Origin of the sequence: Phyllobacterium sp. 0TCS1.6A (assembly GCF_026420825.1) — a bacterium.
Lineage (GTDB): Bacteria > Pseudomonadota > Alphaproteobacteria > Rhizobiales > Rhizobiaceae > Phyllobacterium.
Map to the genome: position 1 here is coordinate 199,356 of NZ_JAPMAB010000010.1, position 24,619 is coordinate 223,974.

25 protein-coding genes are annotated in these 24,619 nt (G+C 62.1%); 8 read left to right on the forward strand and 17 right to left on the reverse strand.

Features of this window, described 5'->3' with window-relative positions; genetic code table 11:
* The first annotated feature begins 63 nt into the window (after window positions 1-63).
* Complete coding sequence (locus OSJ75_RS19870; protein WP_267229230.1) at window positions 64-552, forward strand: MaoC family dehydratase; 489 nt, start codon at window positions 64-66, stop codon at window positions 550-552.
* Here the strand turns inward: OSJ75_RS19870 and OSJ75_RS19875 are convergent.
* The 5 genes from OSJ75_RS19875 to OSJ75_RS19895 form a co-directional block, all read right to left on the reverse strand.
* Window positions 479-1,744: an alpha/beta hydrolase gene (locus tag OSJ75_RS19875; protein WP_267229231.1), complete on the reverse strand. Its 1,266-nt coding sequence runs from the start codon at window positions 1,742-1,744 to the stop codon at window positions 479-481. The genes OSJ75_RS19870 and OSJ75_RS19875 overlap by 74 nt on opposite strands.
* A gap of 123 nt (window positions 1,745-1,867) precedes the next feature.
* Entirely contained in the window at window positions 1,868-2,425 is a 558-nt protein-coding gene (locus OSJ75_RS19880; protein WP_267229232.1) for a sarcosine oxidase subunit gamma, read from the reverse strand.
* Complete coding sequence (locus OSJ75_RS19885; RefSeq protein WP_267229233.1) at window positions 2,418-5,399, reverse strand: sarcosine oxidase subunit alpha; 2,982 nt, start codon at window positions 5,397-5,399, stop codon at window positions 2,418-2,420. The genes OSJ75_RS19880 and OSJ75_RS19885 overlap by 8 nt, the downstream gene beginning before the upstream one ends.
* Window positions 5,400-5,401: 2 nt before the next feature.
* The gene (locus OSJ75_RS19890; protein WP_250020258.1) at window positions 5,402-5,755 is read right to left on the reverse strand and encodes a sarcosine oxidase subunit delta; all 354 of its coding nucleotides are present in this window, start codon (window positions 5,753-5,755) and stop codon (window positions 5,402-5,404) included.
* A 20-nt stretch (window positions 5,756-5,775) separates the two neighbouring features.
* Window positions 5,776-7,029, reverse strand: a complete 1,254-nt coding sequence (locus OSJ75_RS19895) for a sarcosine oxidase subunit beta (RefSeq protein WP_267229234.1) — start codon at window positions 7,027-7,029, stop codon at window positions 5,776-5,778.
* Window positions 7,030-7,396: 367 nt separating this feature from the next.
* Here OSJ75_RS19895 and rpsU point away from each other — a divergent pair, with 367 nt between their 5' ends.
* The gene (gene rpsU / locus OSJ75_RS19900; RefSeq protein ID WP_099997993.1) at window positions 7,397-7,648 is read left to right on the forward strand and encodes a 30S ribosomal protein S21; all 252 of its coding nucleotides are present in this window, start codon (window positions 7,397-7,399) and stop codon (window positions 7,646-7,648) included.
* 135 nt (window positions 7,649-7,783) lie between these two features.
* Window positions 7,784-8,647: a tetratricopeptide repeat protein gene (locus OSJ75_RS19905; RefSeq protein ID WP_267229248.1), complete on the forward strand. Its 864-nt coding sequence runs from the start codon at window positions 7,784-7,786 to the stop codon at window positions 8,645-8,647.
* A gap of 71 nt (window positions 8,648-8,718) precedes the next feature.
* On the opposite strand, the gene OSJ75_RS19910 is transcribed toward OSJ75_RS19905, so the two are convergent.
* The 7 genes from OSJ75_RS19910 to OSJ75_RS19940 form a co-directional block, all read right to left on the reverse strand.
* Window positions 8,719-10,119: an NAD(P)(+) transhydrogenase (Re/Si-specific) subunit beta gene (locus tag OSJ75_RS19910; protein ID WP_267229235.1), complete on the reverse strand. Its 1,401-nt coding sequence runs from the start codon at window positions 10,117-10,119 to the stop codon at window positions 8,719-8,721.
* Window positions 10,120-10,129: 10 nt separating this feature from the next.
* Window positions 10,130-10,540 (reverse strand): NAD(P) transhydrogenase subunit alpha, encoded by a 411-nt coding sequence (locus OSJ75_RS19915; RefSeq protein ID WP_250020255.1) that lies wholly within the window; start codon window positions 10,538-10,540, stop codon window positions 10,130-10,132.
* Window positions 10,540-11,886, reverse strand: a complete 1,347-nt coding sequence (locus tag OSJ75_RS19920; RefSeq protein WP_267229236.1) for a Re/Si-specific NAD(P)(+) transhydrogenase subunit alpha — start codon at window positions 11,884-11,886, stop codon at window positions 10,540-10,542. Before OSJ75_RS19920 ends, OSJ75_RS19915 begins: the two co-directional genes overlap by 1 nt.
* Window positions 11,887-12,019: 133 nt before the next feature.
* The gene (locus tag OSJ75_RS19925) at window positions 12,020-12,241 is read right to left on the reverse strand and encodes an aa3-type cytochrome c oxidase subunit IV (RefSeq protein ID WP_250020253.1); all 222 of its coding nucleotides are present in this window, start codon (window positions 12,239-12,241) and stop codon (window positions 12,020-12,022) included.
* Window positions 12,242-12,354: 113 nt separating this feature from the next.
* Window positions 12,355-12,501, reverse strand: a complete 147-nt coding sequence (locus OSJ75_RS19930) for a DUF3096 domain-containing protein (RefSeq protein ID WP_008124743.1) — start codon at window positions 12,499-12,501, stop codon at window positions 12,355-12,357.
* A 99-nt stretch (window positions 12,502-12,600) separates the two neighbouring features.
* On the reverse strand, window positions 12,601-13,110 hold the full coding sequence (locus OSJ75_RS19935) for a hypothetical protein (RefSeq protein ID WP_267229237.1): 510 nt from the start codon (window positions 13,108-13,110) through the stop codon (window positions 12,601-12,603).
* The gene (locus tag OSJ75_RS19940) at window positions 13,094-13,696 is read right to left on the reverse strand and encodes a CGNR zinc finger domain-containing protein (RefSeq protein WP_267229238.1); all 603 of its coding nucleotides are present in this window, start codon (window positions 13,694-13,696) and stop codon (window positions 13,094-13,096) included. Before OSJ75_RS19940 ends, OSJ75_RS19935 begins: the two co-directional genes overlap by 17 nt.
* Window positions 13,697-13,762: 66 nt before the next feature.
* Between OSJ75_RS19940 and OSJ75_RS19945 the strand changes: the two genes are divergently transcribed.
* On the forward strand, window positions 13,763-14,659 hold the full coding sequence (locus tag OSJ75_RS19945) for a branched-chain amino acid ABC transporter permease (protein WP_250020250.1): 897 nt from the start codon (window positions 13,763-13,765) through the stop codon (window positions 14,657-14,659).
* Between the two features lie 4 nt (window positions 14,660-14,663).
* Here OSJ75_RS19945 and OSJ75_RS19950 read toward each other — a convergent pair whose 3' ends face one another.
* Together OSJ75_RS19950 and OSJ75_RS19955 are read right to left on the reverse strand one after the other, a co-directional pair.
* Window positions 14,664-15,413, reverse strand: a complete 750-nt coding sequence (locus tag OSJ75_RS19950; RefSeq protein ID WP_250020249.1) for an SDR family NAD(P)-dependent oxidoreductase — start codon at window positions 15,411-15,413, stop codon at window positions 14,664-14,666.
* 142 nt (window positions 15,414-15,555) lie between these two features.
* Window positions 15,556-16,662, reverse strand: a complete 1,107-nt coding sequence (locus OSJ75_RS19955; protein ID WP_250020248.1) for a TRAP transporter substrate-binding protein — start codon at window positions 16,660-16,662, stop codon at window positions 15,556-15,558.
* A 186-nt stretch (window positions 16,663-16,848) separates the two neighbouring features.
* Between OSJ75_RS19955 and OSJ75_RS19960 the strand changes: the two genes are divergently transcribed.
* Window positions 16,849-17,619, forward strand: a complete 771-nt coding sequence (locus OSJ75_RS19960) for a gamma-glutamyl-gamma-aminobutyrate hydrolase family protein (protein ID WP_250020247.1) — start codon at window positions 16,849-16,851, stop codon at window positions 17,617-17,619.
* A 3-nt stretch (window positions 17,620-17,622) separates the two neighbouring features.
* Here OSJ75_RS19960 and OSJ75_RS19965 read toward each other — a convergent pair whose 3' ends face one another.
* Both OSJ75_RS19965 and OSJ75_RS19970 read right to left on the reverse strand, forming a co-directional pair.
* Window positions 17,623-18,642, reverse strand: a complete 1,020-nt coding sequence (locus OSJ75_RS19965; protein WP_250020246.1) for a LacI family DNA-binding transcriptional regulator — start codon at window positions 18,640-18,642, stop codon at window positions 17,623-17,625.
* A 170-nt stretch (window positions 18,643-18,812) separates the two neighbouring features.
* Window positions 18,813-19,298: a MarR family winged helix-turn-helix transcriptional regulator gene (locus tag OSJ75_RS19970; protein WP_250020245.1), complete on the reverse strand. Its 486-nt coding sequence runs from the start codon at window positions 19,296-19,298 to the stop codon at window positions 18,813-18,815.
* Window positions 19,299-19,595: 297 nt separating this feature from the next.
* On the opposite strand from OSJ75_RS19970, the gene OSJ75_RS19975 reads away from it, so the two are divergent.
* The 3 genes from OSJ75_RS19975 (at window position 19,596) to OSJ75_RS19985 (ending at window position 22,550) form a co-directional block, all read left to right on the forward strand.
* A complete protein-coding gene (locus OSJ75_RS19975) occupies window positions 19,596-20,357 on the forward strand; it encodes a creatininase family protein (RefSeq protein WP_267229239.1) in 762 nt (253 codons plus the stop codon).
* Between the two features lie 91 nt (window positions 20,358-20,448).
* Window positions 20,449-21,573 (forward strand): CobW family GTP-binding protein, encoded by a 1,125-nt coding sequence (locus OSJ75_RS19980; RefSeq protein WP_250020243.1) that lies wholly within the window; start codon window positions 20,449-20,451, stop codon window positions 21,571-21,573.
* Window positions 21,573-22,550 carry a WD40 repeat domain-containing protein gene (locus OSJ75_RS19985; protein ID WP_250020242.1) on the forward strand — a complete coding sequence of 326 codons (978 nt, stop codon included), beginning with the start codon at window positions 21,573-21,575 and terminating at the stop codon, window positions 22,548-22,550. Before OSJ75_RS19980 ends, OSJ75_RS19985 begins: the two co-directional genes overlap by 1 nt.
* A gap of 89 nt (window positions 22,551-22,639) precedes the next feature.
* Here the strand turns inward: OSJ75_RS19985 and OSJ75_RS19990 are convergent, their stop codons facing one another.
* Window positions 22,640-24,202, reverse strand: coding sequence for an argininosuccinate lyase (locus OSJ75_RS19990; protein WP_267229241.1), 1,563 nt, complete (start codon window positions 24,200-24,202; stop codon window positions 22,640-22,642).
* Between the last annotated feature and the right edge of the window lie 417 nt (window positions 24,203-24,619).

Here is a 24,619-nt window from a genome sequence, read left to right on the forward strand (position 1 = left end):
GGTGACAATGCGCCGATAAAGCGCTAGAGCAGCCGGAATGGCAGAGAGTCAGGATAGGAACCCATGAAGGACGCGATCTCCCTGAAACAGTTGAAGGCAGCGATCGGCACCGAGATCGGCTGCTCCGAATGGCGCGTCGTCACCCAGCAAATGATCGATCAGTTTGCCGACGCCACCGACGATCACCAGTTCATTCACACCGATCCTGAACGTGCGGCAAAGGAAACGCCTTTCGGCGGCACGATCGCGCACGGTTTCCTCACGCTGTCGCTGCTTTCGACCCTGGCATATGAGGCGCTGCCCATGCTGGAAGGCGCGACGATGGGCATCAATTACGGCTTCGACAAGGTCCGGTTCATGTCGCCGGTGCACACGGGAAAGCGCGTGCGCGCGCGCTTCAAGCTCGCCGATGCCGACATCCGGCCATCCGGGCGCGTGCTCAACAATTACGAGGTGACGCTCGAAATCGAGAACACGCTCAAGCCCGCGCTGGTAGCGAACTGGCTGACATTGGCGGTCCTGGAAAATCCGCCCGAGATGGACGAACTCTGACATTGTTCGCCCTCGCCGGCGCCAGCCTGCCAAGATCGTCGAGCGGCGCCGGCTCTCCTGCATAGGTGGTGACCAGTTCGCGGAACGGTATCGGCCCCTGCACGAACATGCCCATGTCGTACTCGTTGCGGATCTGCGCGCCCTTCAGGAACAGCAGGTGCATCTTGAAGAAATTGTTCTTCGCCCGGCCATAGCGCGCCGGCCTGTGGATGTTCTTGAAGCCGATCCGCTTGATGATCGGCGCCTGTTTCGGCCGGATGCCGAGGGAAACAGCCGGGTCCGAGCGATAGAAATGGATGATGTCGGTCACCGCCTGGAACTCTGTCCACAGCAGCGGCGATTCCTCGAGCAGCAACCGCACATCCTCGCGCAGCATCGCCGCGCGCGGGTGCAGGGCAATCATCAGCAGGCACGAGCCGGCCGCGACCAGCGAAATCGGCTTCTTCCGCATCAGTTCCGGATTGCTGCGCCACAGGTCGGCCATGGCCTCGACCGCCGGCACGGTGCCGAGGCTATGCGCCACCACCACGATCTCCTCCGCCTCGCTCGCGCGCAGCTTCTCGGCAAACATCTCGGCGAACCGCAATTTCGCCGCGTGCTGCAATGCGCTGCGGCCGTGGATCCGGTCGGAGGCAGCCGCCCAGTCATCGAGCAGATAGGAGAAGAACAGGCGGTCTCCCGGCCAGCGGATCAGGATGCGGCAGATGATCGCCGCCGCCGGGATGGTCCAGGCAAGATGCCATGGGTTGGATTCGAGAAACAGCGGGGCAAGGCCCGCCGCCACGAGAAACGAGACGAGGAAGCAGGCGAGCGCGAAAGGCCACAGGAAGAACAGGCAGAAACGCCAGCTCGTGCGCCAATAACGATAGAAGGTGCCGGAAAGGATGATATCGAGAAAGGCCGAAAGGCCGGAGGCGAAACGGGTCGGCACGCTCCTGGCCGCGTAATCCTCGAATATGCCGGCCGTGCCGAACTGGACGAATTCCGTCTCGGTTTCCCAATCGGCTCCCGTCGTGGTGAGGGTCATGGCAGCGATGTCGCCGCCGGCGGGCGCCATCGGCGTGGACGAGGTCGTGGCATGCCACAACTGGTCGAAATCCGCAGCACTGTTCAGGTAGCGGTCGCGCACGGCGTTCGGCCGCAGGCCCTCGTAACCCGTAAAATTAATTACCAGACGCTTCCTGATCGCCATCTTCTTTTCTCGGCAGTTGTAACCGCCGGATGGCAATCACCTGCGTCTATTCAGAAAAAAGCACGGCGTAATTGTGGTGTGGTTGAACCACACCTGAAGAATAAGTGCCGCGCGGTCACCCTGTCAGATGCCGCAATCCTTGGCAGATTCCTGCAGAAATGAATAGGCATATTCGGAAAACGAGCGCCAGCATTCGATGCGGAAACTGTCTTCGCCGGTGCGCCAGACGATCACTTCGATCTTGCCGAGCACCGTACGCGATGCCGCGCCGACGGGAAAAGCGGCCAGTGACAGGTCCTGCGGACAACCGCCGCTGATGGTGCGGTCGGCGCCTTCGCCCGACACGATGATACCGACATTGCGGTGCGAGACATCAACCGCGGAATGGAGCACGTCGGCGCGCGCCAGCACCGCCGCGACGTCGCTGTCCGGCCCGTCGATCAGCAGCCATTCGTCGGGCCCGAGCCAGAGTGCGGCTCGCCCGTCTTTCGCGATGGCGGTGGATTTTGGCCGCGTGGGCAGGGAAAGCCCGAGCAGGCGCGAAAGCTTCGCCACCGCATCGGGGCGTGCCCTCAGCGATATGCGCGTCGCGTCGCCAGCGGGGGTCACGCTGACCGTGCGCCCGCTTTGCCTGTCGGCGCGCAGGGGATGGAGGCGGGTTGCGGAGCTCATGTCAGCCATTCAGCCGTTCTCCCTTTTCGTCAAAGAACACGGTGCCGGTCACTTCCACTTCGATCACTCCGTCGGGCATGGGCACATAAAGCGTTTCACCCATGCGTTTCGCCCCGTCCACGACCAGCGCCAGCGCGATCGAACGGCCGCAATTTTCCGACCAGTAGGACGACGTCACATGGCCGATCATCGTCATCGGAACCGGCTGGTTCGGGTTGGCCACGATCTGCGCCCCCTCCTCGAGCACCGTCCTCGGGTTCTTCGTGCGCAGGCCGACGAGCTGCTTGCGGCCCGGCGCCACCAGGTCGCGCCGGAGCAGGCCGCGAATACCGACATAATCCGTCTTGTTCTTGCCGATGGCCCAGCTCAATCCGGCATCATGCGGCGTGACGGTACCGTCCGTATCCTGACCGACGATGATATAGCCCTTTTCCGCGCGCAGGATATGCATGGCCTCGGTGCCATAGGGCGTCAGGCCCAGCGGCTTGCCCGCGGCATGGACGGCCTCCCACACCGCCTGGCCGTAATCGGCCGGCACATTGATCTCATAGCCGGCCTCGCCCGTGAAGGACATGCGGAAGAGACGGGTCGGAACGCCGCAAATCCTGCCCTCGCGCACGCTCATATGCGGCATCGCCTCGTTGGAAAGGTCGATGCCTTCCACCAATGGCGCGATGATCTGCCGGGCTTTCGGCCCCTGCACGGCGATGACGGCCCATTGCTCCGTCGTGGAGGTGAGCCAGACATCGAGATGCGGGAATTCCGTCTGGAGATAATCCTCCATATGGTGCATCACGCGCGGCGCGCCGCCCGTGGTCGTCGTCACATGGAACCGATCCTCGGCGAGGCGGCCGACGACGCCGTCATCATAGATGAAGCCATCCTCGCGCAGCATGATGCCATAGCGGCAGCGCCCGACGCCGAGCTTTTCCCACGGATTGGTATAGAGCAGCTCAAGGAACTTGGCCGCATCCGGCCCCACCACCTCGATCTTGCCGAGGGTCGAGGCATCGAAAATGCCGGCATGATTGCGCACCGCGACGCATTCGCGATTGATGGCGGCGTGCATGTCCTCGCCCGCCTGCGGGTAATACCAGGCGCGCTTCCACTGGCCGACATCCTCGAACGGCGCCCCCTGGGCGGCGTGCCACGCATGTATCGGCGTGCGCCGGGTCGGATCGAACAGGCCGTGCCGCGCATTGTTGACGATGCTGCCGAACGTCACCGGCGTGAACGGAGCGCGGAAGGTGGTGAGGCCGACCGCGGGGATAGGCTTGCCCAGCGCCTCGGCGGCGATGGCAAGCCCGTGCATGTTCGAGGTCTTGCCCTGGTCGGTCGCCATGCCGTTCGTGGTGAAGCGCTTGACGTGTTCGATCGAGTGCATGCCCTCGCGCACGGCGAGGCGAACATCCTTGGCGGTGACGTCGTTCTGGAAGTCGACAAAGGCCTTTACGGTCGTATCCGCACCGGCGCCGGGGGCCGAACCCACCATGCCGCCGACCCAGCCCGAACCGCCCGACGCCGCAAGCCTGGTCCCGCTGGCGGCGACTGCGGAGAGGGCCTCGTCCAGCGTCGCCTGCAGGTCGTCGGTACCGTTGCAAGCGCCGACCGAAACGCAATCCTGCGCATGATCGCCCGGCAGGAAACGTTCATTTGCCGCATCCCAGGCCACTTTGCCGCGCGATTGCGAAAACAGGTGCACCGATGGTGTCCAGCCGGCCGACATGATCAGGGCATCGACCGTGATCCTGCGCTCATTGCCGCCGCCCTTGTTGGGCTTCACCTGGATGGACGATACCCGGCGCTTGCCGCCCGCACTGAACACCGCGTGTCCGGCAAGCACCTCGATGCCGAGCGAGCGCGCTTCTTCGACCACCGGCGACGCCGGATTGTCGCGCGTATCGACGATGACGGGGATGTCGATCCCTGCCCGCTTGAGATCGATCGCGGCGGCATAGGCGGAATCGTTCGCCGTATAGACGCCGACCTTGCGGCCGACCGCCACGCCGTGATGATTGAGGAAAAGCCGCGCCGCCGAGGCGAGCATGATGCCCGGACGGTCATTATTGGCAAAGACCATGTGGCGCTCGATGGCGCCGGTGGCGAGGACGACCTTCCTGGCGCGCACCTGCCACAGCCGCTCGCGCGGCATATCGGCGGCAGGCCGGCTCAGATGGTCGCTGATCCGTTCGACGAGGCCGACGAAGTTCTGCGCGTAATAGCCAAAGGCGGTGGTGCGCGACAATACCGTCACATTGCTCATGTTCCGCAATCTGGCTGCGGTCGCCTCGGCCCAGGCATAGGCATCGAGGCCATCGATCGTGACGCCGCTTTCATAGCGAAGCGCGCCGCCCATTTCCGGCTGCTCGTCGCACAGGATGACCTTTGCGCCGGTTTCGGCCGCACCGAGCGCGGCGGCAAGACCGGCGGCACCGCCGCCCACCACCAACAGGTCGCAATGGGCGAAGCGATTGGCGTAGCGGTCGGTGTCGGCCTCTCCCGGCACCACGCCGAGGCCGGCGGCAGCGCGGATCTTCGGCTCATAGATCGACTTCCACGCGAATTTCGGCCACATGAACGTCTTGTAGTAGAAGCCGGCCGGAAGCATCGGCGAGAAGAGATCATTGACCGATCCGACGTCGAAGGTCAGCGACGGCCAGCGATTCTGCGACTTCGCCTTCAGACCATCGTAGATTTCCTGGACGGTCGCCCGGACATTGGGCTGGCGGCGCGCCTTGTCACGCTCGATATCGACAAGCGCATTCGGCTCCTCGCTGCCGGCGGAGAGAATGCCGCGCGGCCTGTGATATTTGAACGAGCGCCCGACGAGGTGGATGCCGTTGGCGAGCAGTGCGGAAGCCAGCGTATCGCCCTCAAGACCGGTCAGGTTCTGGCCGTCGAAAGTGAAGCGGACAGTCTTCGCCGGCGTGAGGCGGCCCTTGCCGGCAATGCGGTTGCTTCCGGAAGAAAGTGACGAACTCATTGTCAGAGCTCCGATTTGGTGGTGCGGGAGCGGCGTTTTCTGGTGGTGGGAGCGGCGGCGCCCTCCGCCTTGATCGCCGTCAAGTCGGGGCGCGGCTCGCCGGCCTTGTAGACGGTCAGGAACTTGTCGGAAACCGTGTCGCGTATGGCATTGAAGAACCGGCCGCAGCCGTGAATATGCCGCCAGCGCTCATAGACAAGGCCCTTCGGGTTCTGCCGCAGATAGAGAAAGGCAGCGAAATCCTCGTCCGACTGGTCGATGATCTTGCCCTCGCGCACGAGATGCGCCTCGCCGGCGTGGCGGAATTCGAGTTCCGGACGCTCTTCTTCGCAATAGGGGCATTTGATGAGAAGCATGTGTTGGCCTCGTTCCAGATTCAGTGCGCCACGGCGGCGGCGGCGGCTTCGTCGATCAGACGGCCCGTTGTGAAGCGTTCGATCGTGAATGGCGCGTTGATCCGGTGCGGCTCGTCGCGGGCGATCGTATGGGCGAAGACATTGCCGGAGCCCGGCGTCGCCTTGAAACCGCCAGTGCCCCAGCCGCAATTGACATAAAGGCCGGGCACCGGCGTCTTGGCGAGGATCGGCGAGCGATCCGGCGTCACATCGACGATGCCGCCCCATGAACGCAGCATTTTCAGGCGCGTCAGCACCGGGAACATCTCGCAGATCGCATCCAGCGTATGGTTGATGATATGGAGCCCGCCGGTCTGGGAATAGGACGTATATTGATCCGTGCCGGCGCCGATCACCATCTCGCCCTTGTCGGACTGCGAGATATAGGCGTGGACCGTATTCGACATGATGACGCATGGTATCAGCGGCTTGACCGGCTCCGAGACCAGCGCCTGCAGCGGATAGCTTTCCAGCGGCATGCGCACGCCCGCCATGTTCATGATGACGGATGTGTGGCCCGCCGCGACGACGCCGACCTTCTTGGCGTTGATCGGGCCGCGATTTGTATCGACACCGACCACCGCGCCATTCGGCGCGCGGCGGATGCCCGTCACTTCGCAATTCTGGATGATGTGGACGCCGCGATCCGCCGCCGCGCGCGCATAGCCCCAGGCAACCGCATCATGGCGCGCGGTGCCGCCACGGCGCTGGAGCGCCGCGCCGATGATGGGATAGCGCGCATCCGACGAGATATTGATCGGCGGGCAGAATTCCTTGACCTGCTCGGGCGTGAGCCACTCATTGTCGATGCCGTTGAGCCGGTTCGCGTGGATGTGCCGCTTGAACACCTGCACGTCGTGGATGTTGTGGGCGAGCATCATGACGCCGCGCGCCGAATACATGACATTGTAGTTAAGGTCCTGGCTCAGGCCTTCCCACAATTTGACCGCGTGCTCGTAGATCCCGGCGGATTCGTCGTAGAGATAGTTCGAGCGGATGATCGTGGTGTTGCGCCCGGTATTGCCGCCGCCGAGCCAGCCCTTCTCGAGGACGGCGACATTGGTAATGCCGTGCTCCTTGGCAAGGTAATAGGCCGTGGCAAGGCCATGCCCGCCCGCCCCGACGATGATGACGTCATATTCCGATTTCGGTTCGGGCGAGGTCCATTGCTGGTCCCAGCCCTTGTGAGCGCGCATCGCCTCGCGTGCCAATGCAAATACCGAATATTTCCGCATCATCCAATCCTTGGCAAATCATCCCCGAAAAAGCATCGGCTTCGCGGAGAATACTGCGTAAATCCTGCCCGGCAATCGCCCTCGAACGCCGAACGAAGAACCACGCTTTTATGCATCAGTATCGCATTCGGCCAGTGGTCTTTTGCCATTTTGCGACGGAGATTGGCGCTCAGGCTTTGAAAGCCGCGATTGAGGCCGGGCCGCCGCGAAGGAAAAGCTGCCGCGCATGAATGACTCCGGTGGACATGGCGCAGACTTTCTGCTAATGCCGACACCAGTTTGCGGTGGGGACCCATCGCGAAGTCTGGTTCTTGTTCCTAATTTCAGGTGACCGGGCTCAACGAAATTCTAAGAGACAGGAAATAACGTGCAGGTACTCGTACGCGAAAATAATGTTGATCAGGCTCTCCGCGTTCTCAAGAAGAAGATGCAGCGCGAAGGCATGTTCCGCGAAATGAAGATGCATGACCACTACGAGAAGCCTTCGATCAAGCGCGCTCGCCAGAAGGCCGAAGCCATCAGCCGCGCCCGCAAGCTTGCCCGCAAGCAGGCACAGCGCGAAGGCCTTCTGCCGATGCCGGCCCGCAAGGCTCCGGTTCGCGCATCAGCGGCACGCTAAGTCGTAGTTTACGTCGGCTTGACCGAGGTCAAGGGTGGAGTGGCTTGCGTCACACCGCCCTTTTTCGTTTGACATGGGAACGGTTTTGTACCCAAAGCTTTTTGTTGGACGGGAACAGGGAAGATGAAAAAGACTATGGAAACGCCATCAAGCAGCCGCGCCCGATCGCTGGTCGGATCGATACGCACCACTGGTTTCGCCTTGTCTTCCGTCGCCCTTCTGGCGCTCGCGGGCTGTCAGAGCACCCCCACCTCCAGCATGGTGGGCATCGACAAGGCGCAGGGGTCGGCCGAGAACATCAGTTCCCTGAACGACGTCATCCGCAACAATCCCAAGGATCCCGAAGCCTATAATGTGCGCGGGTCCGCCTTTGGCCGCGCCGGTCGCAACAATGATGCGATCAAGGATTTCAACACGGCGCTGCAGCTCAATCCGAATTTCTACCAGGCCTATGCGAACCGCGCCCTCGTCTACCGCAACATGGGGAACACCGCCCAGGCGGCCGCCGATTATTCCAAGGCGATCCAGATCAACCCGCAATATGACACCGCCTATATCGGCCGCGGCAATCTCTACCGCCAGGCCGGCCGGCTGAACGAAGCGCTGAGCGATTTCCAGCAGGCGATCCAGCTCAACACCACGGACGCCCGCGCCTACCATAATCGTGGCCTGATCTACCAGGCGCGCAATCAGCACAAGGAAGCGATCGAGGATTTCTCGACGGCCATATCGCTGCAGCCCGATGCCGCCGAGCCCTATAATGGCCGCGGCATATCCTATGCGGCGCTTGGCGACGACGACAATGCCTTTGACGATTTCAATACGGCGATCAAGCTCGATGGCGATATCGCCGAGGGCTGGGCCAACCAGGCGCTGATCTATGAGCGCCGCGGCGACAAGGCCCGCGCGGCCAAATCCTACGCCAAGGCCGTTCAGCTCGATCCGAACTACAAGCCGGCCAAGGACGGCCTCGCCCGTACGCGCGGCGGCGGCGCCTGACGCAGCCATTTGCCGAGCCCCCTACCCAATCCATGGAATGAAAAAGCCCGGCAGTGCCGGGCTTTTTTTGGTCAGTGATCGAGAGCCTTGACGATGTTCTCGACCATCTTCTTGGCGTCGGCGAAAAGCATCATCGTATTATCGCGGAAGAACAGCTCGTTCTCGACGCCGGCATAGCCGGAACCCATGCCGCGCTTGATGAAGAGCACCGTGCCGGCCTTGTCCACATCGAGGATCGGCATGCCGAAGATCGGCGATTTCGGATCGGTCTTTGCAGCCGGATTGGTCACGTCGTTGGCGCCGATGACGAAGGCCACGTCCGCCTGCGCGAACTCCGAATTGATGTCCTCGAGTTCGAAGACCTCGTCATAGGGCACGTTGGCTTCCGCCAGCAGCACGTTCATATGGCCCGGCATGCGGCCGGCGACCGGATGGATGGCGTATTTGATCTCGACACCCTCGGCCTTGAGCTTGTCCGCCATTTCCCGCAGCGCATGCTGCGCCTGCGCGACTGCCATGCCGTAGCCCGGGACGATGATCACCTTCGATGCGTTCTTCATGATGAAGGCCGCATCGTCGGCCGAACCCTGCTTGACAGGCCGCTGCTCGACCTCGCCACTTGCAGCCCCGGCCGTTTCGCCGCCAAAACCGCCAAGGATGACGGAGATGAACGACCGGTTCATGCCCTTGCACATGATGTAGGACAGGATGGCGCCTGAGGACCCCACCAGCGCGCCGGTGATGATCAGTGCAAGATTGCCCAGCGTGAAGCCGATGCCCGCCGCCGCCCAACCCGAATAGGAGTTGAGCATGGAGACGACGACCGGCATGTCGGCGCCGCCGATCGGCACGATGATGAGACCGCCGAGGACCAGCGACAGGATGACGATCAGCCAGAATACCGTGTGGCTTTCGGTCATCACCAGCGCAATCACCAGCACGACGATCGCCAGAAGCAGGGCCGCATTGATGAAATGGCGCCCTGGCAGCATGATCGGCTTGCCCGACATGCGGCCATCGAGCTTCAGGAACGCGATGATCGACCCCGTGAACGTGATGGCGCCGATGGCGACGCCGATCGACATTTCGACCAGCGCCTGTCCGTGAATGCTGCCTATTTCGCCGATGCCGAATGAATCCGGCGAATAGATCGCGGCAGCCGCCACCATCACGGCGGCAAAGCCGACCAGCGAATGGAACGCCGCGACGAGCTGCGGCATGGCGGTCATGGCGATCTGCTTGGCGATATAGGCGCCGACACCGCCGCCGATGGCGAGGCCGAGAATGATCAGCCCCAGGCCCTTGAAGCTTGGTTCGGCCAGGGCAAGCGTGGTGACGATCGAAATCCCCATGCCGATCATGCCGTAGAAATTGCCCTGCCGGCTGGTGGTCGGGTGCGAAAGCCCGCGCAATGCAAGAATGAAAAGCACGCCGGAGACGAGATAGAGAAAAGCTGCGAAATCAACGCTCATGCTTCTGGTCTCACTTTTCTTTTTTCTTGTACATGGCGAGCATGCGATGGGTCACGAGGAACCCGCCGAAGATGTTGACGCTCGCCAGGACGAGCGCGATGAAACCGAAGCCCGTTGCCGCGCCGCTGGCCGAAAGGCCGACCGCGAGCAGCGCGCCGACGACGATGACCGACGAGATGGCGTTGGTGACGGCCATCAGCGGCGTATGCAGCGCCGGCGTAACCGACCAGACCACATAATACCCGACGAAGATCGACAGCACGAAGATGGCAAGGCGGAACACGAACGGATCCACCGCGCCGCCGGTAACGGCATGCGCTGCGGCGCCCGCCGCGTCCGGCATGGTCTCGGCTGCCTGGCGCACCATTTCCGTCGCCTGGTTCAGCGTCTCGAGCGCTTTATTCAATGTATCCTCAGCCATCATGCCTCTCCTTCCGTCTTGACGGGCGGCGTCGTCTTAGCCTGTGCAGTCTTTTTCGGAGCAGCGGCCTTGCGCGCCGGAGCCTTCTTGACCGGAGCTTTCTCGGCCGAAGCCTTTGTGACCGGGGCTTTCGTGATTGGGGCCTTCTCGGCCGTGGATGGTTTCTTTGCGCGGGCGGCGGTCTTTACCGCCGGCTTCCCGGCAGCCGGCGCTTGCGTGCCGGCGAAATTCGGGTGCACGACCCGGCCGTCATGGGTCAGGACGGTGGCCTTCACCAGTTCGTCCTCGAAATCGATCTTGAGCGCCTTCGCTTCCTTGTCGACCAGCGTTTCGACGAAAGCGACAAGGTTCTTGGCATAGAGCTGCGACGCGGTGGCGGCGATCCTGCCGGCAACGTTCAGATGGCCGACGATCTTCACGCCGTCGACCTCGATGGTCGCGCCAGCCTTGGCGCCCTCGACATTGCCGCCACGCTCGACCGCCAGATCGACGATCACCGAACCCGGCCGCATGCGTGAATACATTTCGCGCGACACGAGCCTTGGCGCCGGCCGGCCGGGGATAAGCGCCGTGGTGATGACGATGTCCTGCTTGGCGATGTGATCGGCAACGAGGGCCGCCTGCTTCGCCTGGTATTCCTTGGACATTTCCTTGGCATAGCCGCCCGCCGTTTCGGCGGCCTTGAACTCTTCGTCTTCCACCGCCAGGAACTTCGCGCCCAGCGAAGCGACCTGTTCCTTCACCGCCGGCCGCACATCCGTTGCGGTGACGACGGCGCCGAGCCGGCGCGCCGTGGCGATGGCCTGAAGACCAGCGACGCCGACGCCCATGATGAAGACTTTCGCGGCAGGCACCGTGCCCGCAGCGGTCATCATCATCGGCATGGCGCGGTCATATTCCTCCGCGGCATCGATGACGGCCTGGTAACCGGCGAGATTGGCCTGGCTCGAAAGCACGTCCATGACCTGCGCGCGGGTGATGCGGGGCATGAATTCCATGGTGAAGGCGGTCACGCCGGCATCGGCAAGTTCCTTCACGGCAGCATCATTGCCATAGGGATCGAGCATGGCGACGATCACGGCGCCACGCTTGTAGGACTTCAATTCGGCGGAGGATGGCCGCCGCACTTTCAGGATGATGTCGGCGGCCTTTGCATCGGATGATTTGCCGATTGTCGCGCCTGCCGCTACGAACTCGCTGTCCGGGATGCGCGATGCCGTGCCGGCGCCGCTTTCCACCACGACGGCAAAACCAAGCCCTATAAGCTTGCGAACCGTCTCCGCCGAGCCCGCAACACGCGGTTCGGTGGCATCGGTCTCTTTCGGTATGAATAATGTCTGAGCCAAGCTCTACCCCCCTGAAGCTGCACGCCGAACGGCTTGCCGCCGCTCACGCAAAATTACATCCGCGACCCCACCCGGCCGGCCGGCGGGTCCGACCGCCGGTCAAATGCCAGAAACTGCGTACGAAGCCCGTACCTCAGACAAAGAACCAGGCGGCCACGCAAATGACGATGAAAAGCACGAGCGCCGAGAAGAAACCGCCGGCAAAGAAGCCGAAAGCCATGGCAATCAACAATGCCACGCAGGTAATCACGCCCCATTTCGAAAGGTTCAGGAACAGATTGTAGGTGTTTTCATGCTCCTTGTAGTCCATGGGTGCGCCAAGCTCTGCGGGAGCCGTGTCGTGATGTTCCGCCATCTCAAAATCCTCATAATATCGACGTCCCATTCGCAATAGCGAAAACGGCGTTCCAGCGCAATGCGCAGATAGTCGCCCTTGCGCCTCGCCGGAGGCCAACGGGCTTTTTCCCGTCAGTTCAGCAGATTCGGGAACAGCCCCAGCACGCCGATGATGATGAGATAGAGCGCCACGACATAATTGAGCAGGCGCGGCGCGATCAGGATCAGGATGCCGGCGATCAGCGCGACAAGCGGGGCAATTGCGATTTGGGTGATCATGGATATCTCTCCTTGGTGCCTGCCATGGGCCACAGGGAGACGAGCCTAAAACCCCACCGAATGCAAGCCCGGAGACGGCTTTGCCGACAGATCATCGCATCATGAAGCCGGGCAATCCTGCTTGTCCGGCGTTCGGTCGGGGTTGGCATCATAGAGCGGCCCGACGACGAGCGGCTTGTCGGGCATCAGCGACTGATCCGTATCGGAGACCATCATGCGCTCGATGGTCTGCAGCTTCGCTCCGCCGGCGTCCACGAGCTCGATCACGACATGATATTCCTTGTGCGCCTTCACACATTTGACCGGCGGGCTCTGCACCGTGATGCGCTCCATCGTCGGCCAGATCCTTTGCTCGACCACGAGGGGCTCGCCGCCGGCCGGATTGTCGAATGTCGCCCTCAGGCGCGTCTCCTCCGGCAGCGGCCGCAGCCTGTTCAGCGTCAGGAGGTAGGTCGCCTCTGCGATCCGGTAATTGAACACGAACAGTTTTCCGCTCACCTGCAGATAATCGGCCTGCCCGGCATCGCGGCAGGCACAAAGGACCAGCAGCAGGGCCAGCCAAGGCCCCGCATGGCGGAGCCCCCCTGTCGGCCTAGAGCCCGGTTTCATCGGCGTTCCTGCGGCTGTAATGGCGCTTCGCCTTGGCCCTGTTGCCGCAGATAGCCATGTCGCACCAGCGGCGGCTGCGATTGCGGCTTTGATCGAGGTAAAGCCAGTGGCAATTCGGGCAAATCTTGATCCGCGACTGCCGGCGCTGATCGAGAAGCCGCATGGCGGAAAGAACGGCGGCGACATTGAGTGGCAGGTCGCCCGGATCGCCATTGCCGCCGCCGGCAAGCCTCAGCCTCGCATCGGGCTGTTCTTCGACACCATTGGCGGCAAGGCGCAGGAAGCTAGCCATATGCGCCGCGCCATAGGCTTCATCCGCCACCGCATCACGGAATAGCCGGTTGATCGCCTCGCGCAGATCGATCAGGCGGCTCGCCTGTTCCTCCGTCGCCGGCGCCCGCAGCCGTGCGCCGCCCAGTTCTTCCGCGCGAAACCGCGAGGCCGCCGCGGCGAATGCCGCCATCTGTACGCGGTCGTCGAAACGGTCCAGCGCCCGTTGCGGCGCCTGTCGGTAGATCACCGTATTGACGAGGTCCAGCGCCAGCGCACCGCCGCTGAACCGATGTTCCGTCCATGCAAATGTCATGGCTAAATTCTAACTGGTAAAAAGCGTTTTGCAAGTTAGAATGGTACCCAGGCTGGAACAGACCGAATGGGCTATTTTCTGCAACTTCTCCTGAATGGCATTCATAACGCCTCGCTCTATGCGTTGCTGGCCTATGGCTATGTCCTCATCCATGGCCTGACGCACCGGACCGACCTGTCCCTCGGCTCGGTTTTCGCCTTTTCCGGCCAGACCTTCATTCTCGGCACGGCATTCGGCTGGACCGCCCTGTGGATGACATTGCCGGCGGCCATGGGCTTCGGCCTGATGGTCGCCGTGATCTATGTCGGGCTCGGCGCCTGTCTCATAACGAAATACATCTATGAGCCGCTGCAAGATGCGGGAAGCCGCAACACGGTGCTCGTCGCGACGCTGGGCTTGAGCATCTTCCTGATGGAACTGTCGCGGATCGCCGCCAATACCCGCGATTATTGGCTGCCGCCCATGCTGGCACAGCCGGTGCGCATGGCCGGCGCGCTCGATGTCAGCCTTACACGGATGCAGATCGTCAATGTCGCGGCTGCCATCGCCATCATCTCCGCCGGCGAGTTCGTCATGCGCCTGACGGCGGCGGGCAGGACCTGGCGCGCCGTCAGCGACGAACCGGCCGCCGCCGCCCTCTGCGGGATCGACCCGCGCCGGGTGCGCATGCTCGCGGTATTCGCCGCCTATGCGATCTGTGCGCTGACCGGCTTTCTGGCGGCGCTCTACTACGGCAATATCAGCTTCACGACCGGGATGGTGTTCGGCCTGAAGATCCTCTTCATCACCGCCGCCGGCAGCTTTTCGCAGCCGCTGCTTGCCGCCTTGGGCGCTGCGGCAGTCGGCATGGCGGAGTCGCTATGGGGCGGCTATTTCCCTGTCCTGTGGAAGGATGCCGCCATTTTCTCGCTGCTGGTGTTCGTCCTGGCCGTGCGGACGTTTCCGCACGATGAACGCGTCTAGCCCTCTAGCCCTGCAGGCTGTGGCCGCCATCGATGGTGATGACGGTGCCGGTGACATAGCTGCTGGCATCCGAGGCCAGCAGAAGCACCGTGCCGTCGATATCGTCGGGCGAACCCAGCCGGCGCATCGGATTGCGTCCCTGGAAGAAGCCCTTGGCGGGTCCATCCATGATCGTTTCGTTCAACCGTGTCGGAAACCAGCCGGGCGCAATGGCATTGACCCGGATGCCGTATGGCGCCCATTCGAGCGCAAGGGAGCGCGTCATCTGCGTCACCGCCGCCTTGGACATGGCATAGGCTGACGAGCCCTTGATCGGCGCATCGGCCAATATGCTGGACAGGTTGATGATAGAACCGCCGCGCTTCTGCGCGATCATGCGTCTCGCGGCTTCCTGCGCGACGAAGAATGCGCCTTCGACATTGACCTCGAAAATCTGCCGCAACTGCTCATGCGTCGTCGTCAGCGCCCGTTCGATGGACGCAATGCCGGCATTGTTGAAAACCACCGTCACGAGACCGAACGAGCGCTCCGCTTCATCGAAGGCGCGGGCTATGTCGTCGGTTATCGTGACGTCGGCAATGATGTTCAATATGTTCGGGTGCCGGGCATTGTCCGGCGCGGGCGTGCGCGATATGGAAACGACATTGGCGCCATTGGCGGCCAATACCTGCGCCATCTGCAGGCCGAGCCCGGAGGAGCCGCCGGTAACCACGATGGTTTTCCCCGCGACGGAAAGACATCCATCAACTGTCATTGACCATCACCGATGAGCCGCACGTTCATCCGATCCTGTTAACCTGCTCATCGGCATAAGACAACCGCAAGTAGCTGGCCGCAAGTAGCTTGATCGAGGGCATGGCCGCCGCGCCTGCATCGAGACGCGCCGGCCACAGGGCTCAGAGCTTGCCGTTGCGCTGCTGCACCATCATGAACGTATCGAAAGTATATTCCGCTATCTGCGCATAAAGGAAATGCTCGTTGCGGAATGCCTTGATCGACTGCCAGATCTTCTTGAACGGCTCGTTATTGGCTTCGAGTTCCGCATAGATATCGTTGGCCGTGGTGAAGCAGGCGCTGAGGATTTCGGGGCTGAACGGCCGCAATTGCGCACCGCCGGCGACGAGCCGCTTGATCGCGCTTGGATTGAGATAATCATATTGCTGCAGCATGTTGGCATCGACCGACTGCGCCACAGTGCGGAACAGCGACTGGTAGATGGGCGGCAGCGAATCCCACTTTTCCTTGTTGACCATGAAACTGACGGTCGGACCGCCTTCCCACCAGCCGGGATAGTAGTAATAGGGCGCCACTTTCTGCAGGCCGAGCTTCTCATCATCGGCCGGACCGACGAATTCCGCGGCATCGATCGTGCCTTTCTCCAGGGCGGGATAGACGTCGCCGCCCGCAAGCTGCTGCGGCACGACGCCCAGCGTCTCGAGGATACGGCCGGCAAAGCCGCCGACGCGCATCTTCAACCCCTTGAGGTCGTCGAGCGTGTTGATCTCCTTGCGGAACCAGCCGCCCATCTGCACGCCGGTATTGCCGCCCGGATAGACCTGCAACCCCTGCTTGTTGAAGAACTCGTTCATCAGGTCGATGCCGCCACCATGATAGTGCCAGGCATTCATGCCGCGCGCATTCAGCGCGAACGGAACCGCGGCGCCCAGCGCCCAGGTCGGGTCCTTGCCCCAGTAATAATAGGCGACCGAATGGCACATCTCGACCGTGCCGGCCGCCGTTGCGTCGGCCACCTGCAGCGCCGGGACGATTTCGCCGGCGGCAAAGGGCTGGATGGTGAAATTGCCGTCCGTTGCTTCGCTCAGCCGCTTGGCGAATGCTTCGCCTGCGCCGAAAAGGATCGCCAGCGTCTTCGGAAATGACGAGGCGCAGCGCCAGGTGATCTTTGGCAGGGACTGCGCGATCGCTGGCGCCGCCAGACCGGAGGCCGCAACAGCGCCGGCGCCGGCAAAACCTGCTTTCGTGATAAAGGAACGACGATCCATCTATTCTCCTCCCATGGGGTACACCACCAATTCTCGGCCCCGATCGACGGGCGTTCCGCCTCGTTCTCCGATTCTCGCGCACCTTACACACTCGTCGCGGCTAGTCCAGCATCACGAGCGGCCATGCCATTGGAATTCGGCCCGAGTCGCATTACATTGGTGGAAATCCTGGTTGGAGTACATGCAATGCGGCAGCCCCTCGTCGCCATCACATCCGATGTCCGCAGTTTCGAGAATTACACATGGCATGCTGCCCCGGACCAGTATCTCATGGCCGCCTTCGATGCGGCAGGCGTCATCCCGCTGATCGTTCCTTCCTTCGGCGCCAGCCTTGATGTCGATGCCGTTCTCGACGGCGTCGACGGCGTATTGGTGACCGGCTCGAAGTCGAACGTCCATCCGTCGCTCTACGGTGTCCAGCCGAGCGAAGCCCATGAACCCTTCGATCCCGCCCGCGACGCTACCTCGCTGCCGCTGATCCGCCGCGCCATCGAGCGGGGCGTCCCGCTTCTCGCCATCTGCCGCGGCATCCAGGAATTGAACGTTGCACTCGGCGGCACGCTGGCGACGGAGATCCAGGAACTGGACGGCCGCATGGACCATCGCGCGCCGCAATCGGAAGATCAGGCCGAGCGCTTCGCCATACGCCACCCGGTGCGGATCAAGCCCGGCTCGTGCCTGGCCGACATCATGCGCGAAGGCACGATCAAGGTGAATTCGGTCCATCGCCAGGCGATCGACCGGCCGGCCGCACAATTGGAAATCGAGGCAACCGCCGAAGACGGCACCATCGAAGCGGTATCCGTGAAGAATGCCGCTGCATTCGCCGTGGGCGTGCAGTGGCATCCGGAATATTGGGTCAAGACCGACAGCGCCTCGCGCAAGGTGTTCCAGGCCTTCGGCGAGGCGGTACGGACGCACAAGGCGCGCCGGTCCGGGCTTCAGGCAGCCGAATAGAGCCTACCGTTCCCGCGGTTTCGAAGTGGATTGCCGGATGCGCAGTTCCGGCTTGATCAGTTCCTGCCGCGCATGCGTGTCGGCGCCATTGAGCTGATCGAGCAAGGCCCGCGCCGCGCGCTGCCCCACCTCCCGCTGGCCGTTCCACACCGTCGTCAGGGCGGGCGTCGCAATGGCCGCCTCCTCCAGATCGTCATATCCGGTCACGGAAATATCGACGCCGGCCACCAGCCCGGCGCGGGCGATGCCGTTCATCATGCCGATGGCGCAAAGATCGTTCCAGCACACCGCCGCCGTCGGATGGTCCTTCAGCGCCAGGAACTGCGGCGCGGCATCGAAACCTGCCTGCTTCGTCCTTGGCCCGGGGATACGCCATTCGGGCTTGGCCTCGAGCCCGGCCTTCTGCATCGCCTGGAGATAGCCCTCGTAACGGTCGCGCCCGGTCGATGTCTGGTCGGTGCCGCCGACCATGGCGATGCGCGTATGGCCGAGCGAGATGAGGTGATTGGTGGCAAGGCCGATCCCATAGGCGTCGTCGCCGCGAAACACCGGCACATTGGCATCCTGGACCGTACGGGCGATGAGCACGACCGGCAGGCCATTGTCTTCCGCCATGCGGATGTCTTCGGCCGGCGTGCCGATTGCCGGCGACATGATGACGCCATCGCCGCCGAGCTGCAGCAGCGTCTCGATGAAGGTGCGCTGCTTCTCGACCTGATCATAATGGTTGGACAGGATGAAGGTCTGGCCGGAACGGTCCAGCTCGCCCTCGATAGCGCGCAGGATCTCCGCAAAGAAGGGGTTCATGATGTCGTGCACGACGACGCCGACAATACCGGACCGCGAAGTCCTCAGGCTTGCCGCGCGGCGATTGTAGATATAACCGATCGCCCGTGCATGTTCCTTGATTTTCTCCCTTGTCTGGTCCGCCACCAAGGGACTGTCGCGCAAAGCCAGGGATACCGTGGCAGTAGACACTTTCAGCGCGTCGGCAATTGTCGATAGTTTAATTTTTTGCGCCAAAAGAAAGGCCTCCCGCGATTCTGTTCGCCGAACAGAACATTCGTCTCGCGTTATGCCATTGCTGCCGGATAAATCAAAGTTCTTTCATCTGCGAAGCAACAGGACTTTGCCACCGTCTTTCCGATGCGCCGGATATGCTGCATCGGCCGCCGGGACATCCTGCGCCGCCTTCATTCATCTTCGGAATCGTCGTCCACATCCTCGGAGCCGGTCTGGCGCAGCAGGTCCGCCGCCGAAAGGTTCATTTCGAGGCGCGACAACATTTTCACCAGCGTCTTGCGATCCTTCTTGTCGAAGCCCTTCATCGCGTCCTTCTCCGTCTTGCGGATCGACTTCTCGATGGATTTTATCGCCTCGTTGCCGGCGACGGTCAGGAAGATATGGGCCTGGCGTTGGTCGGTAGCCGAACCTTCCTTCTTGACGAAGCCCTGCGCCTGCAGCCGCGAAATCGTCTTGGTGATCGTCGGCGGGCGCACGCCCAGCCGTTTGGCGAGGACGCTCGGAGACAGCCCGTCCTCATGGGCGAGCTGCAACATCACGGCATCCTGCCCGGCATAAAGCCCGTGGCCGAGCAGCCGAATGGCGAGCGCTGTCCGGGTGAGTCGCGCTGTCGCCTGGAGGCGATGGAGAATTAACGGTTTGCGATCCTTGACCATTCGAACTCTTGCTCCTTACGGACTACAATGACGATGAGTTGGCTACGACAGGACTAGTCTAACTTATTAACCAGGTGAATCTTCTACAAATCATTCCGCCAGTGGCGCGTGTCGGCTCGCCATTGGCGCATGTCGGGCAGTGCCGTGAAGCACCGAATTTGCAAGGCTGGAATGGCGTTACTATGCTTGTGTGACAATCAGATGAAATTTGCCGACGAATTTCTAGGCGATTAAGCAGCGCGCCCTATTTTCATTTCCCATGGTGAAAATGCCGCTGTTTTGAGCTAGAACCGCGGGATGGCTTCCAACAATAGAATAGCGATCCTGCCGCTTGGCGCCCATGAGCAGCATGGCCCGCATCTTCCGTTCGAAACGGACGCGCTTATCGCCTCCGGCCTTGTCGCGAGGCTGAAAACCCTGCTGCCGCGCGAACTCGACGTGGAATTTCTCCCCACCGAGACCGTCGGCTACTCCGTCGAGCATATGGACATAGAAGGAACCCGCAGCCTCTCGTTCGACGAGGCCGTCAATCGCTGGATCGGCATCGGCGAAAGCCTGGCCAGGCGCGGCATCGCCAAATTCGTCATGTTCAATGCCCATGGCGGCAATTCGCCTTTGATGACCATCGTCGCGACCGAACTGCGCGTCCGTTTCGACATGCTGGCCGTCGCAACGAGCTGGACCCGGTTCGGCCTGCCGCCGGGCCTGATTTCGCCTGAGGAGAAGGCGCTCGACATTCATGGCGGCTTCATCGAAACCTCGGTGATGCTGGCTTTGCATCCGGACCTGGTGAATGTTCCGGCGGCGGCGAACTTCCCTTCCCGGCAGGCGCTTTTCGCCCGCAAGTTCAAGCATCTGCGCGCCTATGGCCCGCACGCATTCGGCTGGAAGATGACGGACCTCAATGCGCAGGGCGTGGCAGGGCGGGCCGATCTCGCCAGTGCCGCGGCCGGCGAGGCGATCATCGAACATTGCCTGGCGGCGACGGTCGAGCTGCTGGGGGACGTGGCGGCGTTCGACGTTGCATCGCTGCGCCGCGCCCCACTTCAGCAGGATTGATGTTTTCCATAGAATTATTGCACGAACGACGTGTGGCAAAACCCGGCCCGATCACCTATATCCTGTGTCTGATCAAGAAAAGAGGCACACGATGAGTGAAGCTCAAACCGTTTCAGCGTCACCGAACGAGGCGCAGACATCGCAGATTCCGGTCACTGTCCTGACGGGCTATCTCGGCTCCGGCAAGACCACCCTGCTCAACCGCATCCTGAGCGAGGATCATGGCAAGCGCTACGCCGTGATCGTCAATGAGTTCGGCGAGATCGGCATCGACAATGACCTGATCGTCGAATCCGACGAAGAAATCTACGAGATGAACAATGGCTGCATCTGCTGCACCGTTCGCGGCGATCTCATTCGCGTCGTCGAAGGCCTGATGCGCCGGCCGGGCCGCTTCGACGCGATCATCGTCGAAACGACCGGCCTTGCGGACCCTGTTCCCGTAGCCCAGACCTTCTTCATGGACGATGATGTGCGCAAGAAGACTGCGCTGGATGCCGTGATCGCGCTTGTCGACGCCAAGCATCTGCCGCTCCGCCTGAAGGACAGCCGCGAAGCGGAGGACCAGATCGCCTTTGCCGATGTCGTCCTCCTCAACAAGACCGATCTCGTCGACGCAAAGGAACTCGCCGCCGTCGAGGCAACCGTGCGCGCCATCAACCCGCATGCCGTCATCCACCGGACGGAACGCGCCGGCATCGATCTGGCCAAGGTGCTGGATCGGGGTGCGTTCGACCTGTCGCGCGCGCTCGAGAGCGACCCGCATTTCCTGGATCATGATCATCCCGACCATGTTTGCGGTCCCGATTGCGATCACGACCATGATCACCACCACCATGACGGACATCATCATCACGACCATCATGGCCATGATCATGATCATGACCACCATCACCATGGCGAAGCCTCGCCGATCCATGACGTCACTGTCCGCTCGGTATCGCTGCGCAGCGGTGAACTGAACGCCGACAAGTTCTTCCCCTGGATACAGAAGATCACCCAGGAACAGGGACCGGACATCCTGCGGCTGAAAGGCATTCTCGCATTCAGCAACGACCCCGACCGCTACGTCATCCAGGGTGTTCACATGATCATCGAGGGCGACCATCAGCGCGCCTGGAAGCCGGGCGAGAAGCATGACAGCCGCCTCGTCTTCATCGGGCGCAATCTCGATGAGGCGGCGTTGAAAGCCGGACTAGAGGGCTGCCTTGCCTGATGCCGACAATCGCACCGCTTGATTTGAACGGGCACTGCATAGATGCCCGTTTCGTACAGAACGTCCCGTTTTTCGCGCTCGCCGATGGCTCCGTCCATCGGCTCGACAATGGACACAAGACCGTCGAGGCTCATGACGGGCTGCTTTGCGCCATCCCCACGGCCGACGGCAAGGCGCTGCTGACCGCCGGCGAAGACGGCCGTGTCTGTTCGACGGGATTGAACGGGACCGTGCAGGAACTCGCCAGCCAGCCGCGCAAATGGATCACCTCCCTCGCTGCCGCGCCGAACGGCGCCATAGCCTATGGCTCCGGGCGTTTCGTCTGGACGCGCCTGCCCGATGGCACCACGAAGGAAATCGCGCATGAACGCAGCGTCGAAGGCATAGGCTTTGCGCCGAAGGGCCTGCGGCTCGCGGTGGCGCGCTATAATGGCGTGACGCTGCACTGGCCGGCGACGGCAAGCCCGCCGACCGAACTGGAATGGAAGGGCGCTCATATCGGCGTCATCTATTCACCCGACAACCGCTTTCTCGTGACTTCGATGCAGGAAAATGCCCTGCATGGCTGGCGGCTCGAGGATAACCGGCACATGCGCATGACGGGCTATCCTGCCAAGGTGAAAAGCTGGTCGTGGAGCGTCAAGGGCAAATGGCTCGCGACCTCCGGCGCGCCTGCGGCGATCATCTGGCCGTTCGCCGGCAAGGACGGACCGATGGGCAAGGCGCCGCTGGAGCTCGGCACGCGCGGCGATAGTATGGTGACGGCCGTTGCCTGCCATCCTGTCGAGGAAATCGTCGCGATCGGCTATTCCGATGGCATGATCCTCGTCGGCCGTTTCGGCGACCAGAAGGAAGTCGTGCTGCGGCGTCCCGGCAAGGGCGCGATCTCCGCCATGGGCTGGGACGATATCGGCCACCGCCTCGTCTTCGGCACCGAGCCGGGCGATTGCGGCGTGGTCGACATAACCGCCGCCTAGTCTCTCCCTGCCAACCGCCAGCCTGGCATTCCGGCGCGAAACAACGCATCGCGCCGGTTGCCGGGGTGAATGTCCCAGCTACGCAATTGCTAGTTCAGCAATCGCGCGAAATCCTGGTCCAGCTTTTGCAGCGCCGTGTCGACATGCTGGCGCTTTTCCTCGATCCACTTGCCCTGCGCCGCCAGCCGCGATCGCGAGGAAGCAATCATCTTCTCCATCTCTTGCGGCTGGGGACCGCCTTCGGTTGCCCTGTTGCGAATGATGGCGACAGGATCGAGCGCGGCGCGGAATTCCGCCTCGGTCATTGGAAGTTCCTTGGCGGCGGCGGTGTCCTTGACCGCCTGCGCATAGATCTTCTTCGCCTCTTCATAGGGAAAATCCAGTGGTTTGATCCCGTGCTGCCGCGCATGGCTGACCACCTCCGAAGCGAAATGATGGCCTTCCCTGAATGGCAGCTTGTGCTTGCGCATCAATATGTCCGCCAGTTCCTGCGATGCGGTCCAATCGCTGTTGAGCTCCTCGAGCGCCCGTTGCGGATCGATGACCAATGCCTGGTAGACATCGTCGAGCCGCGTCAGCGCCTTGATGGCGGCGTCGATCATCTCCGAATTCTGATCCACATCCTTCGGGTCGCTCATGCCGGGGGTGATATTGTGGGCCTGGATCACCGGTCCCATGGCCAATGTCACCGCCGTGGAGGCATCGCTGCGCGTGGAATTGAGAATGCCGGGATTGCGCTTCTGCGGCATGGCGCTCGACACATAGGTATTGGCGCCGCCCTCCTGCAGCAGGATCCACGGCCGCGACTGCGCATATTGGGTCATGACGTCTTCGACATAATTGCCGATATGCAGCCCGATGCTGGTCACGATCGCTGCGACTTCGACCGGTTCGTCCGCCGAAGATATCTGCGACGCATCATAGGCATTCTCGACGATCTGGCCGAAACCGAGATAATCCGCCATGCGGCGCCGGTTCAGCGGCCAGCTCGAACCGTTGAGGACCGTCGTTCCCATCGCCGAGCGATCGATGCGAGCATAGGCCTCCCTGATCCGCTGGGCGTCCCGATCGAAGCCGGCCGCATGGCCCAGCAGATAATGGCCATAACTGTTGGGCTGGGCGGCGACGCCATTGGTATAGTTGGGGACGATCGTGTCGACGTGCCTGCCTGCGAGTTCGACCAGTGTCGTCGACGTCTTGTTGAGCTGGTCGCCGAGCTGCAGCAGCTTCTCGCGCAATATCGCCGCGCGGTAGGTGGCGTGCATGTCCTGGCTCGATCGCCCGGCATGCAGCAGCGTCACGTCGATCCCGCCGGCTTCGATGAGCAGCGGCTCGAAGGTGATGACAGTGCTCGGCCGTTTCGCGCCCGGCTTGTCGGCAGCTTCGATGACCTTGCCGAGTGCCTTGGCAATGGCGGGTGTCATTGCCCTGTCGAGAAGCCCCTCATCGCTGTTGATGACCGTGGTGGCCTTGTTGATCTCGGCGAGCCAGAAGAATTCGTCGCGCTTGGACGAAGGTTCCGCCAGCGCGACGGATATCGAGCCGGCCAGACCGGCGACAAGGGCGCAGACCGCCGCCCTCAAGATCCTTTTCGTGCTGTTCGTCTTGATAGCCCTGCCCTCGCCTGTCCTGGCCGCCATTTGCTCCGTCATGAATGATCCTCCTGCGATTTGGCCTCTGCAGAAGTTTTGTCATGCGCTGGCGGATCTGTCCAATCCCGACGAACGGTCGCGATAGGTACGGTTCCGAGATCATGGGTTATGCAGCGCCCTTCGACAAGCTCAGCATGAGGGAGAGTAGAGTTTTGCAGGGGGATAGATCTGCGAGGTTTCCAACCTGGGCTCCCTGCTTTTCTGCAATCAAATCAATCATCCTCATCCTGAGCCCCTCATGCTGAGCCTGTCGAAGCACGAAGGACGCACTTTATTTATGCAACGCGCGGCCCTCCGTGGGGGATAAATGGAAACTTATCCCACCACTTTGAAACCGGGTTATTCTGATTCGGTCCTTTCCAGTGGGGGAGCAGCTTCCGGTGCTGTTTCGACAAGCTGGGAAAGGGTGGCGTTGCC